This is a genomic window from Paenibacillus lupini (assembly GCF_011761355.1).
GTDB classification, from domain to species: domain Bacteria; phylum Bacillota; class Bacilli; order Paenibacillales; family Paenibacillaceae; genus Pristimantibacillus; species Pristimantibacillus lupini.
The window spans coordinates 85722-99894 of record NZ_JAASRW010000004.1 but is presented as its reverse complement, the minus strand read 5'-3'; the positions used below and the strand labels follow the sequence as shown (position 1 = coordinate 99894).

Annotated in this window: 15 protein-coding genes and 1 pseudogene; 5 read left to right on the top strand and 11 right to left on the bottom strand. The window is 44.7% G+C overall.

Annotated features, from left to right (window positions below; all coding sequences use genetic code 11):
* Positions 1-311 precede the first annotated feature (311 nt).
* Positions 312-590, bottom strand: a pseudogene (locus tag FHS17_RS13915) (YhfM domain-containing protein); the annotation flags it as partial.
* 210 nt (positions 591-800) lie between these two features.
* Between FHS17_RS13915 and FHS17_RS13910 the strand changes: the two are divergent.
* From FHS17_RS13910 to FHS17_RS13900, 3 genes are all read left to right on the top strand, one after another.
* Positions 801-1175: an ArsR/SmtB family transcription factor gene (locus FHS17_RS13910; protein WP_167279020.1), complete on the top strand. Its 375-nt coding sequence runs from the start codon at positions 801-803 to the stop codon at positions 1173-1175.
* Positions 1172-1690: an SRPBCC domain-containing protein gene (locus tag FHS17_RS13905; RefSeq protein WP_167279495.1), complete on the top strand. Its 519-nt coding sequence runs from the start codon at positions 1172-1174 to the stop codon at positions 1688-1690. Before FHS17_RS13910 ends, FHS17_RS13905 begins: the two co-directional genes overlap by 4 nt.
* Positions 1691-2075: 385 nt before the next feature.
* Positions 2076-2390 carry a translation initiation factor 2 gene (locus FHS17_RS13900; RefSeq protein ID WP_243865353.1) on the top strand — a complete coding sequence of 105 codons (315 nt, stop codon included), beginning with the start codon at positions 2076-2078 and terminating at the stop codon, positions 2388-2390.
* A gap of 435 nt (positions 2391-2825) precedes the next feature.
* Here FHS17_RS13900 and FHS17_RS13895 read toward each other — a convergent pair whose 3' ends face one another.
* From FHS17_RS13895 to FHS17_RS13880, 4 genes are all read right to left on the bottom strand, one after another.
* Positions 2826-3239, bottom strand: a complete 414-nt coding sequence (locus tag FHS17_RS13895; protein WP_167279493.1) for an organic hydroperoxide resistance protein — start codon at positions 3237-3239, stop codon at positions 2826-2828.
* A gap of 108 nt (positions 3240-3347) precedes the next feature.
* Complete coding sequence (locus tag FHS17_RS13890) at positions 3348-4457, bottom strand: MBL fold metallo-hydrolase (RefSeq protein ID WP_167279019.1); 1110 nt, start codon at positions 4455-4457, stop codon at positions 3348-3350.
* A gap of 62 nt (positions 4458-4519) precedes the next feature.
* Positions 4520-5158, bottom strand: coding sequence for a hypothetical protein (locus tag FHS17_RS13885; protein WP_167279018.1), 639 nt, complete (start codon positions 5156-5158; stop codon positions 4520-4522).
* 46 nt (positions 5159-5204) lie between these two features.
* Positions 5205-5663 carry a MarR family winged helix-turn-helix transcriptional regulator gene (locus tag FHS17_RS13880; RefSeq protein WP_167279017.1) on the bottom strand — a complete coding sequence of 153 codons (459 nt, stop codon included), beginning with the start codon at positions 5661-5663 and terminating at the stop codon, positions 5205-5207.
* A gap of 154 nt (positions 5664-5817) precedes the next feature.
* Here FHS17_RS13880 and FHS17_RS13875 point away from each other — a divergent pair, with 154 nt between their 5' ends.
* Positions 5818-6690, top strand: coding sequence for an SDR family NAD(P)-dependent oxidoreductase (locus tag FHS17_RS13875; protein WP_167279016.1), 873 nt, complete (start codon positions 5818-5820; stop codon positions 6688-6690).
* Between the two features lie 27 nt (positions 6691-6717).
* On the opposite strand, the gene FHS17_RS13870 is transcribed toward FHS17_RS13875, so the two are convergent.
* Positions 6718-7593, bottom strand: a complete 876-nt coding sequence (locus tag FHS17_RS13870; RefSeq protein ID WP_167279015.1) for a LysR family transcriptional regulator — start codon at positions 7591-7593, stop codon at positions 6718-6720.
* Positions 7594-7696: 103 nt separating this feature from the next.
* Between FHS17_RS13870 and FHS17_RS13865 the strand changes: the two genes are divergently transcribed.
* Positions 7697-8440, top strand: a complete 744-nt coding sequence (locus FHS17_RS13865; protein WP_167279014.1) for an MBL fold metallo-hydrolase — start codon at positions 7697-7699, stop codon at positions 8438-8440.
* Between the two features lie 157 nt (positions 8441-8597).
* On the opposite strand, the gene FHS17_RS13860 is transcribed toward FHS17_RS13865, so the two are convergent.
* The 5 genes from FHS17_RS13860 to argC form a co-directional block, all read right to left on the bottom strand.
* Entirely contained in the window at positions 8598-9059 is a 462-nt protein-coding gene (locus FHS17_RS13860; RefSeq protein ID WP_167279013.1) for a DUF2269 family protein, read from the bottom strand.
* Between the two features lie 15 nt (positions 9060-9074).
* On the bottom strand, positions 9075-9806 hold the full coding sequence (locus tag FHS17_RS13855; RefSeq protein ID WP_243865352.1) for an NAD(P)-dependent oxidoreductase: 732 nt from the start codon (positions 9804-9806) through the stop codon (positions 9075-9077).
* A gap of 234 nt (positions 9807-10040) precedes the next feature.
* Entirely contained in the window at positions 10041-10373 is a 333-nt protein-coding gene (locus FHS17_RS13850) for a winged helix-turn-helix transcriptional regulator (protein ID WP_028552076.1), read from the bottom strand.
* Positions 10374-10509: 136 nt separating this feature from the next.
* Entirely contained in the window at positions 10510-13116 is a 2607-nt protein-coding gene (locus tag FHS17_RS13845) for a hypothetical protein (RefSeq protein ID WP_167279012.1), read from the bottom strand.
* A 54-nt stretch (positions 13117-13170) separates the two neighbouring features.
* Positions 13171-14157, bottom strand: a complete 987-nt coding sequence (gene argC, locus FHS17_RS13840; protein WP_167279011.1) for an N-acetyl-gamma-glutamyl-phosphate reductase — start codon at positions 14155-14157, stop codon at positions 13171-13173.
* Positions 14158-14173: the final 16 nt, after the last annotated feature.

Below are 14173 nucleotides of genomic sequence, written 5' to 3'. Positions count from 1 at the left end.
GACCTCTGGTCCTTATTTATCTTTGATCCCCTTCCTCCTTTCGTACACTAACAAGCTTGGTAGTCATTACCATGTAATATGACTCACCAAGATGATATCGCTTTCAGAAAATAGTTCCTATTTAAAAATCAGCTATTTTTCATCAAAAAACAGATATTCTGCTTGGTGTAAAGTTGTCGACGCCGCGCTAACGAATCGTGAGATGCTTATTGGGATTGGGACAGCCCCTCCAGTTGCCTTGCTGTTTATTGTATGAAATAAGGGGTATGTAAAGAAAAGGGGTCTATGTCCTTTAACAAAAAAACGCCCGTTTAGGGCGTCTCCAGAATCGAAAGCAGCTTCTTCGTATCTTTCTTTGAAACTTTTCCATACTTGGACTGCTTATCAATGACCACTTCTACTTGATCTTTTTGTGGTGAAAGCCAAATGTCATACCTTACAGGCTCGAAACTGACGGTCGTGTCCGTGTTAACGGTTTGAATTTTGTAGTCCTGCTGCCGGGACATCGATACCGAGACATCTCCCTTTTCCCAAGATGCATTTGATAAAATATCTAATACCGTTGTAACCGTATCGTTATCTTCAATCTTCTTGTAAACGGTATAACTCCGTCCATCAGGTTCAGATTTACTGCTTTCTCATCCTTCGCCCTCCTCTTAATCTTGTTAACGGTACCTGTTAGATTCTATTGCATACAAGCCATTCAAAGTTAATTTTAAATATTCCTTTACAGGAATATTCCTTATAGTGTATATTTAAATCAACAACAGGCGACACTAACACTTAAAGAGGTGAATGGCATGTCAGGTAATCATCCAGGCATGGAAATGACGACGCTGAGCGCTTTAGCCGAACCAAATCGTATGCATATTGTCGAGCTATTGCGTGAAGGTCCCTTGACGGTAGGAGAAATAGCCGATCGCCTAGGGATGAGGCAGCCCCAAGCTTCCAAGCATCTGAAGGTACTCAGCGAAAACGGTATTGTAGAAGTGAAGGCTGAGGCCAATCGCCGGATCTACAAGCTGCGGCCCGAACCCTTCCATGCTATGGATTCGTGGGTCAACTCCTTCCGCCGCATCATGGAAGAACGTTACGACAACCTGGAGAATTACTTGCGGGAGCTGCAAAGTAAGGAACAACTACAACAACCGAAAAATAATGAGGAGGAATTATAATGACAAACGCTATGGTTTCAAGAGTGGAGAATGAAAATGTACTGGTGCTTGAGCGTGTATTCGGGGCACCTCGTGAGCTTGTGTTCAAGATGTTCAAAGAGCCTGAGCATCTGAAGCAATGGTGGGGACCAAGAGGCTGGGAAGTACCGGTTTGTACAATCGACTTCCGTCCAGGCGGCATATGGCACTACTGCATGAAATGTATGGATGAGAGCCAAGGCGATTTCTACGGTATGGAGTCTTGGGGCAAAGGTGTTTATAAAGAAATCGACGAGCCAAACAGCTTCAGTTACACCGATTACTTCTCTGATGCAGAGGGCAATATCAATCAAGAGCTGCCTTCGACCGAGATTGTCCTAGAGTTCGTTGATCTGGGTGACGGTACAACAAAGCTGATCAACCGTGCCGAATATTCTTCGGGTGATGCGCTCAAGACAGTTATCGAGATGGGTATGCTGCAAGGCATTACCGAAACATGGGATCGTTTAGAAGAGCGTTTGAGCGAAGTGAAATAGAGTATTAAACAAACAAAGGGATGCCTAGGGCCAATGTCATTAAGTTAAGGCTTAACTTAATGACTTGGCCTAGGGCATCCCTTTTTCCATGCAAATTAACAGCTTCACAAATCTAACGAACCCTCATATGCTTATTAAGCTAATTAGGCCTGTTTCAAAAAGCTAACGAATCACAGTATCGCTATTTAGCCCATTCAAGCTATTTCCGAGAGGTTATTCACGTAATAGCGTGTCTACGATTCGTTAGAAAAACAAAATACCTCATATGATCCAAATAAGCATTCTAGGATTCGTTAAAACATACACGCCCATACCCTGACAGCTTATGATGCATAGGCTGTTATCAGAGAAGCGATGAAGCTCTAGTGCGGAGTGATCATGATTCATGAACAATAAGAACAATAAGAACAATAAGAACAATAAGAACAACAATAACAATAATAACGACGATAGCAGCAATCAGAATAGTGAATCCATGGAGCTTATAGCAGCTCGGCTTGGCTATATTGGTGCCATTATCGCTACCTTAGGGGACGGCATTACCGCAATTGCTGCTGGCATTGCCCTTCGAGCACTGGAAGAGGAGACCTTCTCAGAATCACGAAGTGTGCTGGATCAATTCAGACAAACCGATTCCATGCAGCAGCAGCTTGATTTTTATATTAATGAATTAGTTCAAATCAGGAAAATGATTAAATGAATATTGCATAGAATCTTTAGATGAACTGCAATATTCTACATACCTATATGCAAAACGCTGAATTTTGCTAGGTTTTTGCTTGTTTCTCGACCACTTAAGTCCCTCTAGGGACCTTAAGTGCATCGTTATCGCCACTTCCGGACAGTTAAGGTCCTTTAGGGACCTTATCCCTGCGGCAAGGCGTTGTTTCCTGACCGTTTTGCTCGTTCCTCAACTACTTAAGGTCCTCAAGGGACCTTAAGTGCATCATTATCACAACCTCGAGACAGTTTAAGGTCCTCCGAGGACCTTAACTCTATGGCAAGGCGTTGTTTTATCTCAATCTCAGTACATAGATTTCGAGCAGCCTGTGAAAAACTCAAAAACCGCCTCGCGGGGCGGTCTTAGGATATTAAAGCCCATCCGGTCGGATGGGCTTTAATATACAAAATTTGGTTACACCACGTTTAATTGAACATCGATATTGCCGCAAGTCGCCCTCGAGTACGGGCACACCTCATGTGCTGCTTCAGCGAGCTCCTGTGCCTGACCTTGTTCCACACCGGCCAAGGAAATGTCGAGTGTAACAGCAAGTTTGAAATGATCTTCATCATCTTTACCAAGTGTCACATGCGCGGTCACTGATGTGCTGTCCGGTTTGACTTTCTTTTCCCTGCACACAAGATTTAACGCGCTCTCGAAGCATGCCGCATATCCTCCTGCGAACAGCTGCTCCGGATTGGTTGCCCCTCCCGGTCCTCCTAGCTCCTTCGGGTGCAGCACATTAATAGCAAGCTGGCCATCATCCGATTCCAGCCTGCCGTTACGGCCTCCAACCGCCTTAACACTTGTCTTATAAAGCTCTTTCATTTTCATCATCCCTCTCTTTCCTTGCGCTAGTGTTTCCGTTCTAGAATATAATTACCCATTTTTCTATAAAACGAAAAAGCAGCCGATCATAATGATCAGCTGCCTTCTTCACTCACGCCACCATGCAATAGAGGGATACGGCTCAGCTCCAATTGTGACGGGATCTCCGATTCGCGGAGTGGCAATCTTGGAGCCCCGCTCTCTAGCAGCCTCCACGGCACGCTCCACCGGATCACGCCAATCATGGAGCGCCAGCTTGAAAGCTCCCCAATGGATGGGGATCATAACGTTGCCTTTCACATCAAGATGCGCCTGCACCGTCTCTTCAGGCAGCATGTGGATGGCCTGCCAACGCTCGTCGTACTGCCCACATTCCATCAGTGTGAGATCAAATGGCCCATATTTGTCCCCGATCTGTTGAAAATGCGGCCCATAACCACTGTCTCCGCTGAAAAATACCCTCGCTTCTCTGCCAAGAATGACCCATGAGCACCATAGTGTGCTATTGCGGTCCGTCAGGCCCCGCCCGGAAAAGTGACGTGCCGGTGTAGAAGCCAATACAATTCCTTCCCAGACGATTTCTTCCCACCAATTGAACTCTTCAATCCGGTCAGCGGCTACACCCCAACGCTCGAGATGAGCAGCTACGCCAAGCGGAACGAAAAACCGGCCAACCTTGTCCTTCAATCGTTTCACCGAGCCGTAATCCAAATGATCGTAGTGATCATGAGAAAATATAACGGCATCAATAGCAGACAGACTCTCAATGTCGATCGGCAGCTTGTCGCTGAATCGCTTCCCTCCGATCCACGGAAAGGGAGATGGTGCGCGCCCGAACATTGGATCCAGCAGCATCCGCTTCCCATCCAGCTCCAACAGCAGCGCTGAGTGCCCAAACCAAGTGACCTTAGCACCGAGATCTCCTTGCTGCAGTGATCCAGGATTAATTGACTTAATCGCTGCTGTCTTTTCCGGCTTACTGCCTGGCTTCCCGAAAACGAACTCCCTTAGAACCAAAAGACTGTCACGCATCGACATTTGCATCGATGTCGGTATCATATTTACAAACTTCCCTCTCTCATATTGGGAGGAGCGGTGCATACGTGCTTGCGTGTCCTCATTAGGTCTGCCACCAAACACGGGATTAAAGCGCAGGACGAGCATCGCCGCAATAACGATCACTGCAATTGCACCAATCAGAATTAAAATGGCCAGCATAGACAATCACCTTCTTATCTTCGAATGCTTATAACAACAGGACTTAATCATACCTCATTCAGTTAACTCTTCACACTCGACACGATTGAACCATCTTTAGAATCGATGTAATAAATGATTGCCGGCGTATTCAGATTGTCTGGATGCCCGGCAGCATCTAGATACACCTTCCACACCTTAATATCTTTGTTTTTTGCCGTGGAAAAAGTATATCCTGTCCTTGTCTCCGTATCAAACAGATTCCATATCGTCACATCGTTATAACCATCCACACTTGCTTGATTAAGCGCTATACTTTCAGCTTCTTCTGCTGATATGTAAGTGTCTTTATGATTGGTTATTAATGGGCTTAATAAACTTATTAGAAGTACTGTTATAATGGCTCCCAAATAATAGCCTTGTGGTATGGAATGGACTTTTCTTGTGATGACAAAACCGAGAATACCAACAAGGATAAAGCATCCCCCGGTTATGGTCATGACAAGAAAATTCGTCCAGATCAAATCATCATTTGGACCATTTCCAACTGGACCTGTCCTTGGTCTATAAGAATTCCAATAATAAATAATAGCCATAAAGATTGACATAGGACCTGCAACTAAATTAAATCCAATTAGCTTTGATCGATATTCTGGTTTCATCATTAGAATATAAACATTTTGAATCATTAAGAAAGCAATAATTGATCCAGTGTGCAACATGTCCCCTCACCTCTACTTACACCGAATGATTTCTGCAAATTCCATTTTAAGAACGAAATCCATTGAACCGCCTCAGCGTTTGGATAAAATCATGTAGTTCAATATCTTTCCAGTCTAATAACCGTTCATAGTACACAGACTCTTTTTCCTTTAGCGCATCTATCATTTTTTGTTGTCCATCATCGGTAAGAGATAATACAACTCCCCTTCCATCATTCGGTGACGCCTCTCGTTTTACATATCCCAGAGCCTGGAGCTGTTTGATGAGACGACTAACCGAACTTCGATCCATTGCCGTTGATTCGGCTAAAGCGGCGGCATTTGTGGGGCCATAGGAATATAGCCAGCGAACAAGATGGAAGGCGGCAGGCTGTATGGAAGAATCGAATTTAGCAGCGGCTTTTACATTCAATGCATGTGCAGAACTAATGAGCGCATTAAGCTGTTCCCCTAATTCAATCTCAAGTTTTTCTCTAATTTCGTTTATTGATCTATGTTCGTTCATTCTCGTTCACCTTTCTTTTGGTCCACATCAACACCTTGAAATAATTGACATATATCAATCAAATCAATATAGTGGATATATATCAACTACATCGAACAAAGGGTTGAAATGATTAACCATATTTTAGAGTGTATCATAGGAAGGTGAAATGACGATGGTGAAGAAAGAAAATGTTGTCATTACGGGTGCCACCAGCGGACTTGGGCAGCTTGTCGCGCTCGAATTAGGAAGACGCGGATTTGACCTTATTCTAACTGCTCGAAGTAAAGAACGTGCTGAAATTACAAGAAAACAAATTGAGGAGCATGCACCTTCAGCGAATATTGATTTTTTTTATGGAGATTTCTCTTCAATAAAGGATGTTTCACGAGTTGGAAATGAAATAACAGCCAAATATCCTAAAATTGATGTACTGTTGAACAATGCGGGGCTTCATGCTTTTAAACCTCGAATAACCCCTGAGGGTCTTCCAGAGATGATTACCGTCAATTATTTGGCTCCATGGGTTTTAACACAAATTCTAAAACCTTCCCTGCAGAACTCGAAACAGGCCAGAGTTGTTAATGTTGCTTCTGAGGCTTCACGCCGTCATGGTATCTTGAAGTTACCCGAGGATTTATCAGATACAACTTCTTTTACCGCTCGCGGTTCATCCCCCATATACGGAAAAACCAAATTATTAAATATTATGTTTTCGGCTGAGCTTGCACGGCGATGGTCAGGTCTCGGTATCAGCGTAAATGCTCTGAATCCTGGATTTAATGTGACTGGTCTCGGACGAGAACTTTGGTTCGCCCCCGTCCTGGAGCGTTTGTTGAAAGTCCTGCGCCTTGGAGATCCGAGAAGAGGAACTAATATTATAACCCGATTAATTGTCGATCCAGAATATCAAAAAAAGACGGGTGGATACTTTAATGTCGGAACCGGGCAATTAATCGAACCCGTGTCTCCCGGGGGAGATGAAGCAATGCAGCACAAGCTGTGGGATAACACAGAAATATTACTAAGAGGAAAGGGTTTTCTGTAGGCTTAGTCCATTACAAAAGTTTGAAATTCAGAGAAAGACTGCCGTCACATACTCCGAAAAACGTTTCGCTGCTGGCGTCAGAAATTTATCCTGTCTCTTCACGAGGCCGATTTCACAGATGCTCCCTTCGTCTTTAATGGGCAGCCACACCAAACCTTCTAGCATTAATCCGCTTGTTTTGGGAAGAATCGATAACCCTAGTCCGGCAGCTACAAACCCCGCCACTGTCATCAGGTCCTCCGCTTCGTATGCAACGTTCGGTGCGAAGCCGACCCGGCTGTAGCAGCTTTCCAGTGTCGACTTAAGCCCGCAGTAATGTTTCACTTCGATAAACGGTTCGCCGGTCAATTCCATGAATTCGACTGCTTCCTGCTGCGCAAGTCGATGAGTTGGAGAAACCACAACATACAAGGGTGCCTTCACCATCGGTATCCATTCATAATCGTCTGATTCCAGCCTGGCGGATGAAATCATAAGATCACTTTCACCGCTTTCCATATTCCCGCTGATGAAGGTATGATTCCCCTGCACCAATTCGAAACGGATCTTCGGGTGCCGCTCACGAAACCCGCGAATAAGCTTGGGTATGAGCTCTGCGCCAAGTATATTCAGATAGGCGACACGGATAACCCCGGAATCGGGATTAGCTTGTTCTTCAAGCGCTTGCTTCCCCCTATCCAACTCGGACAACGCGCGTTCCACCGATTCAGCAAACATTCGCCCATAACGGGTTACCTGAATATTTCTCCCTCTTCGTTCGAATAACGGCACCCCCAACTCTTCCTCCAATTTGGATATAGAATGGCTTAAAGCCGGCTGTGTAATCGCCAACACTTCGGAAGCCTTCGTCACATGTTGAAACCGAACGACCGTAAGAAAATAATCGAGCTGAGTAAGCTCCAATGTAATTCCCCCATTCATTACTTAAATTCATGATAATTATTATTATAATAAATTAGACGTTATGAATGATCAAGCGTAAGCTAGAGCAAAGGAGATGATGAAGATGAAAACGACAGTAAACTTAAAGACGATTGACATCGAAACGAATTTTCGAGGCATACAGGAAGTGCTGCATCCCGTGCTGATTTGGGATAATCAGGAGGCCGTCTTGATCGACGTCGGAATTCCATTCCGGCTGCCCTTATTTCAAGAAGCTATGGCCCAAGCAGGAGTCCCCTTTTATAAGCTCAAAAAAATCATTTTAACTCACCATGATTTGGACCATATCGGAGGACTGACGGAGCTTCTGAACGCTTTCCCGCATAAGATCGACGTACTCTCCACCGAAGAGGAAAAACCTTATGTTCAGGGGGAGAAGCCTCATCTGAAGATTACCACCGCATTCATCGACCAGTTTCGCGCTGCACTCCCCGCCGAACTGCCTTCGGATAGACGAGAGGCAATCCTTCATGTATTGAAACATCCGCCGACGGCAAAAGTGGATCAAATAGTAACTGACAAAGAGGAGCTCCCTCTCTTCGGCGGGATCGAAGTCATTCATACGCCTGGTCATACCCCCGGACATATCAGCCTCTACTTGAAGCAGCACAAGCTTCTTATTGCTGGAGACGCCATGATGATTGATAACGGATGTTTTGTGGAACCCGACAATAACATAGATCCGGTTTTGGCAAAATCATCGATTAAAAAATTCCTTCCTTATGATATTCAAAGCGTGATCTGTTATCACGGGGGGCTTTGCGAGGAAAACGTTAAATATCGTATAGAGCAACTGGCGTACAGCTGAATGGTTATGAGTAAAATACAGGTTTAGACTAGGTCGGATATCAAAAAATAAGTAAAAATAGAAACAGCGGCAGCTACGGACAAGAAAACAAAGTCCTAGACAACCGCTGTTTTATTGAGCTCTATTTGTATTGCGAATTCTAACGGTGAGGCTGTTTTTAGAATGGCTTAAGGACCATAAGCACGACTACGGCAATCATCAGCAGTTGGGACGCCGTCTCGATCGGTATGATCTTTTTCATCAATCGGCCGAGCTCGGCGGGTAATTCATCCCCTTTGCTTTGACTTATAGACACAATCTCCATGATCTTTTTCATGCGCGGCCCGATCAATCCTTCGATCATAGCGACCATGAGCAGCGATAAAAGGATCGATATATTTAACCACATTTGGGACAACCCCATCTTGGTTATAATCATAAGCCAAACCCCCGTAATAATAAGTACGGTTCCGCCAATTTTAGGCAGGATGGCAAGCTTGTTTGTTACATCAAAAGCAAAGCGCAACTGGCCGGCGGTTCTAGCGGTCCTTCGAATGAAGGGTACCACGACAGCGGGACCGATTAACGCGATAGAGGCAAATACATGAAACACGAGAAGCCATCCAAACAAACTAATCATCTCCCTTCTTGCTCGTTAGCTCATCGGAATATCGCTTTGATAGGCAAGACCAACTCTTTTTCTCTTAAAAGGTCCTTCGAGCTCGATATGGTCCAGCATGCATTTCACGACATCATTATAAGCAACATCCAGCTCCTGAAGCCGGCTGAACAAGTAACCCGCTATTTCGGCCTCGGAAAACTCCTTAATCGTATTTGGAATGGATAGGGGCAAGGTTTCTGTTGTCACATGCAGATGAACCGATGCCAGAGGCTCTATCGAATCGATCATCGTTCCTGGGCACATAATGGACCAATCGAGCTTAGACCGCAGGAGTCGATCAAAATTACGGTTGTGATCTTTAAATGCGGGCGGGAAGCCGGGCAGATTGTTGCCAATGAGGTCCGTATATGGAATATCCAGCAGACCGGCACCTCCCATTACCCATACTCTCCCGGAAAAATTAGGGTTGATTTCACATTGGCTTATAATGTTATCGACGAGACGAACGAACTCATCTCCTTGACCTGCATGGCCGGCAGTAATAATAACGGCATCTTGATCCGAAATTGCCTCGCCGACGCTTACTGGGTTTAGGATATCGTCCACGACTACCTTCACATGATGCGCGGACCTCTCGCCTTGCTGTTCATAAAACTTCTCAGCGTTTCGCACGAAAGCTGTCATTTCATGCCCCATTTTACCCCCTTGCTCCAGCGCTCTTCTCCCTGTATTTCCCGTTGCTCCGAAAACAATAATTTTCATCATTCTTCCTCCTCTTATAAATGCTCCCGATAATTCATCTTTGGATTGACTTAAGCGTAGCATCGTTTCCAAATCTTGATAAGAACCCACTTTAAAGTAGGGTACTTACTTAAAGGTAAGCTTTAAGCAGGAAGGGATAGGAATGCTGAATGTAAATAAAAAAAGCTGCCAGGTCAAATCCCATGGCAGCTTTTGTTAGGAGTGCTTGAATAAGTTTATAAATGAATGGAACCCATTTTAAGAAGCAGATTCTTCATATTTCCGTTTATTATGGTTTTCTCCCCAAGCACACATGACTTCTGCTACAGGAATCAATGTTTTGCCATATTCACTAAGCGAGTATTCTACTTTTGGAGGGACGGTGGGGTAGACCGTTCTATCGATTATGCCCTCTCGTTCCAGGTCCCGCAGATGCTGTGAAAGCATTTTTTGCGATACATCAGGTATAAGCTTTTCCAGATCGTTAAATCGCTTATTGGATTGTATCAATTGCCATAATATCATTGGTTTCCATTTGCCGCCAAGAACATGAATGATTGTCTCCACCGGACATTCAAGCTGATGAATCATTACTAAATCATCCCCTTACCTTTGAGTAAGTTCATTGCCTCAAAGTGCACCTAACAAAAATTTACAGGTTTTTCGCAATCGGGTCAACAACAACATTTCTAAAGAAGGCTATGAACGTACCTATGCGTTAGTAAATTCAATTAACTAAAGGATCAATATTTACGGAACCTGGGAACAGGAAAGATACATTAGCGTCCGCAGGAATGGTGGCAGTAAGAATGCCGTAATTTTTGACTAATGCTGGAACTGTAGAGGATATGGAGGGAAAAAAATTGCTAATAAGCGTGGTATTGATTAAGCGTAGTACGGCAGGTGGTTCCGGGCTGTCGATTATGATGGTTGGGAAAACGGTCCGGTATAAACCTTTGAACGTGTAATCCGCATTGTTACCAATAGGTAGATTGTTTATATTAATCGTTTCTATATCCGATTCCACCTCATCGGAATATAATTGAACTCTACCTGTGCTGGAGGTACGTAGTCCATTGTTCGTAGAGCGAATGAAATCGATATCCGCAATAAAGTTGGCTTCAATTGTAAGGAGAATACCAATTCCAGTGTTAAGACCGGTTTCATTTTCAATTCGGCTTCCTTTTACTCTCAAAGTACCTGTAGTTGCGAATATAGCTGCTGTGTCCGGTATCGTTACACCGCCAAGAACGGAAATCCGATCGAAGAAAAGGTTGGAAACTGCTGTTGAATGATATTGAAAGCATGTCCCCCCAACGCTCAATTCATTGATATGCGCCTCGATGGAAGCTGCATCTGAAACCAAAATACCGGTATAGTCTGTACCACCTTGAATAACAGCACCATTAATTTGGGCTATAACATTACCTCTGAGATTTACAATTATACGTTCAGCGCCAGGCTGAAACACCGTTATTTCACCAAAGGTGAGTGTTACGAGGCCAGCGCTCGCCTCCAATGCACGAGTGCCCATCAGGATTCTATTAATGTTGCCGTTAAAGGTTCCTCCCGAAACCACAATTCCCGTAGAGGGGATAAACGTATTGAAAATCAGCTCTCCTTCGATGTCCATACTTCCGTTTGTTACTTGTATCATCTGTGATGAAAATGAAGCATCCATTCGATTAAATCGAATGTTGGCATTTCCTGCTTCTTGAAGAATAACACTTGCGCCTATAAAAACTGGGTCTATATTGCTAACCAATGCATTCACGTAGCACCGCAGGTTAGGATTGAGGCCGCCTGAAAGATGAATGCAGGTTCCAAATGCAGAGATCACATTTACGTTCGCATCGACTTGACCATCAATGATCAACAAAGCTGTGAGTAATCCGCCACCGTTAGGATTTGTGGTGATTCGATCTCCGATCATGTTCAAATTACCGCCGCTGTCGACCGTAATAAGACCGTTGACAGAGCCGAAAATTTCCTGGAAATTCATAAATAATAAGCTATTGTTGGCCACGCGAACAGCTGGGACTGTTGATCCATTTGTAGTCATCTGCATGACCGTTAGCTTATGGTTGCCTCCGGTTACTTGTATGCAGCCTGCTTGGCTGGAAATAAGATCCGCCTGCAACCGCATTTGCCCATTTTGGAGATCGATAGCTGAGCCTGCCGTCATAAAGGTGTTCAAAGATTTGGCATGAATAATAGCCACTCCATTTTGCATTAAAATACAACTATCTTGACTAAAGATATGATCAAAATCACCTGTAAAGACAGTGGTCCCACCCAGAAAAAGTGCTGGAGCTGGCGAATTAACCACTACCAATAGATTAGTATTCAAGCTAACCAAACCGCCTTGGATAGAAACCCCTTGAGAACCGCCAACCAAACCTATGGAGTAGCTGATGAAGTTACCGGCGAAAATAGGAGTAACATCTATAACTAAACCGGAATTTGCCTGAATAATTCGAGTTCGCATAGTGATGACCGTCGCTTGAGCAGAAGCGCTGTTGTCCACCAAAACAGCTCTGCCCCCACTAGTAAGCATCTGGACCTCAAGATTTACGCTAATCGTTTCTGTTCCCGTAAATAGAATGAGATCATCAGTCCCGCCGGTATTATTCGTCATTTCAAAAGCAGTCATAAACAAGGTTCCGCTTGAAATCATAAGCGCAGAACCTCCGATGAAGCCGTTCGTGATACTCTCCTGGACGTCGACGGTGTAATTGCCGCCTCCCGAGAGATTGATTGTATTGCCCACCGTATCACTCATAGATTCACAAGCAAAATGGATTGTGCTCGCACCTGTGCTTCTAAGAATGGAACTGCCGGCAGCTGTTGCTCCATTGGTTAGAAACTGCCCCGATCCAATCACATCAAAATTAATCGCAGCCCCCAGATCATCAAATAAATTTCCGACAGCTGTTACGACAGCGCCCTTCTCAAATTCCCACATGATTCCGTCTTTAGCCAAATTCGTCTCCGTATATAATCCAGGACGTACAACGATCCTCGTGCCTGCAGGAGCAACTGCCACTGCCGCGGCCGCTGTCTGCCATGGCTTCGTTTCATCGTCGAGTACGGCGGTTGCATTATTTCCATATGTGGGATCGACAAATGCCGTCTGATTGATTAACAATTGTGAGGGACCCGGAGGACTAGTCAGCCCAGTCAAACCAGTAGGGCCGGTTAACCCCGTTGCTCCCGTCAGACCAGTAAGTCCAGTAAGTCCAGTAAGTCCTTGTACGCCTTGTGGTCCAGGGGGGCCTTGAGGACCTGTCAGTCCCGTTAATCCCGTTAATCCCGTTTGCCCTTGTTCACCCATAATTCCACCCCCCTATTAATTCAACATATGATTATGGCACACAACTTGTCTGGACTATTTTTTCCAATCCTCTAGCTGTCCTAGAATTGAACAAAGTCCAACTCCCTCATCAAGTCCCAACATGATGTTCATACATTGAATGGCTGCTCCTGACGATCCTTTTCCAAGATTGTCTAGTCTGCATGCCAGGAGCACTTGCTCCTCATTCCCCAGGACAAAAATTTCAGCAGCATTGGTCCCGTTGCAGAGTGTCGGGTCAAGAGCATGTTGGGAAAATCCTTTTGTATCCTCAAGCGGGACAACCCTTACGAATGTTTCTCCTTGATAATAGTCAGTGAGAACCGTATGTATTTCTTTAAGGCTAGGGTGATTATTAAGCTGACGGGTAACCAGAGGAACCGTTACAACCATTCCATTATAGAAATCGCAAACCGTCGGAAGAAATGCGGGCTCGAACGCTAGATCCGTAAACTTTTTCATCTCGGGTAGATGCTTATGATTAAGGTTTAGACTATAGTGTTGTGGATGCTTCAGACTGCTATTGTTCCCATCTCCAAAGCTAGCTGTCTCATGTTGTTCAATTAATGCCTTGCCCCCACCGCTATAACCCGTTAAAGAGTGGGAGCTGACTGGATAATCTCGCGGCAGGATTCCCTTCTCGACAAGGGGCTGAACCGCCAGCACAAATGCTGTAGCATGACAACCTGGCACAGACACACGGCTAGCATTGGCGATTTTCTCTCTTTGGAACGCATATAATTCCGGCAAGCCATAAGTCCATTCGTCATCGGTACGGAAAGCAGTACTGCTATCAAGAACCCGTGTATTCGAATTAGTAATGAGTGCAACAGCCTCACGAGCAGCCTGGTCCGGCAGACATAAGAAAACAATATCCGCTTCATTCATTAGCTTTACTCTTATATCGGGATTCTTCTTATGCTCCTCCGAAATCGATAGCAGCTCGACATCGTTACGCGCCATAAGTCTTTCATGTATCTTTAATCCCGTTGTTCCATATTGGCCATCTACAAATACTTTCATGGAAAATACCTCCGCA

Excerpts from the sequence above, each read along its gene's own strand:
- FHS17_RS13910 (WP_167279020.1), top strand. The coding sequence starts at position 801 with ATGTCAGGTAATCATCCAGGCATGGAAATGACGACGCTGAGCGCTTTA.
- FHS17_RS13900 (WP_243865353.1), top strand. The coding sequence starts at position 2,076 with ATGAACAATAAGAACAATAAGAACAATAAGAACAATAAGAACAACAAT.
- FHS17_RS13895 (WP_167279493.1), bottom strand. The coding sequence starts at position 3,239 with ATGAAAGAGCTTTATAAGACAAGTGTTAAGGCGGTTGGAGGCCGTAAC.
- FHS17_RS13890 (WP_167279019.1), bottom strand. The coding sequence starts at position 4,457 with ATGCTGGCCATTTTAATTCTGATTGGTGCAATTGCAGTGATCGTTATT.
- FHS17_RS13885 (WP_167279018.1), bottom strand. The coding sequence starts at position 5,158 with ATGTTGCACACTGGATCAATTATTGCTTTCTTAATGATTCAAAATGTT.
- FHS17_RS13880 (WP_167279017.1), bottom strand. The coding sequence starts at position 5,663 with ATGAACGAACATAGATCAATAAACGAAATTAGAGAAAAACTTGAGATT.
- FHS17_RS13875 (WP_167279016.1), top strand. The coding sequence starts at position 5,818 with ATGGTGAAGAAAGAAAATGTTGTCATTACGGGTGCCACCAGCGGACTT.
- FHS17_RS13865 (WP_167279014.1), top strand. The coding sequence starts at position 7,697 with ATGAAAACGACAGTAAACTTAAAGACGATTGACATCGAAACGAATTTT.
- FHS17_RS13860 (WP_167279013.1), bottom strand. The coding sequence starts at position 9,059 with ATGATTAGTTTGTTTGGATGGCTTCTCGTGTTTCATGTATTTGCCTCT.
- FHS17_RS13855 (WP_243865352.1), bottom strand. The coding sequence starts at position 9,806 with ATGATGAAAATTATTGTTTTCGGAGCAACGGGAAATACAGGGAGAAGA.
- FHS17_RS13850 (WP_028552076.1), bottom strand. The coding sequence starts at position 10,373 with ATGATTCATCAGCTTGAATGTCCGGTGGAGACAATCATTCATGTTCTT.
- FHS17_RS13845 (WP_167279012.1), bottom strand. The coding sequence starts at position 13,116 with ATGGGTGAACAAGGGCAAACGGGATTAACGGGATTAACGGGACTGACA.
- argC (WP_167279011.1), bottom strand. The coding sequence starts at position 14,157 with ATGAAAGTATTTGTAGATGGCCAATATGGAACAACGGGATTAAAGATA.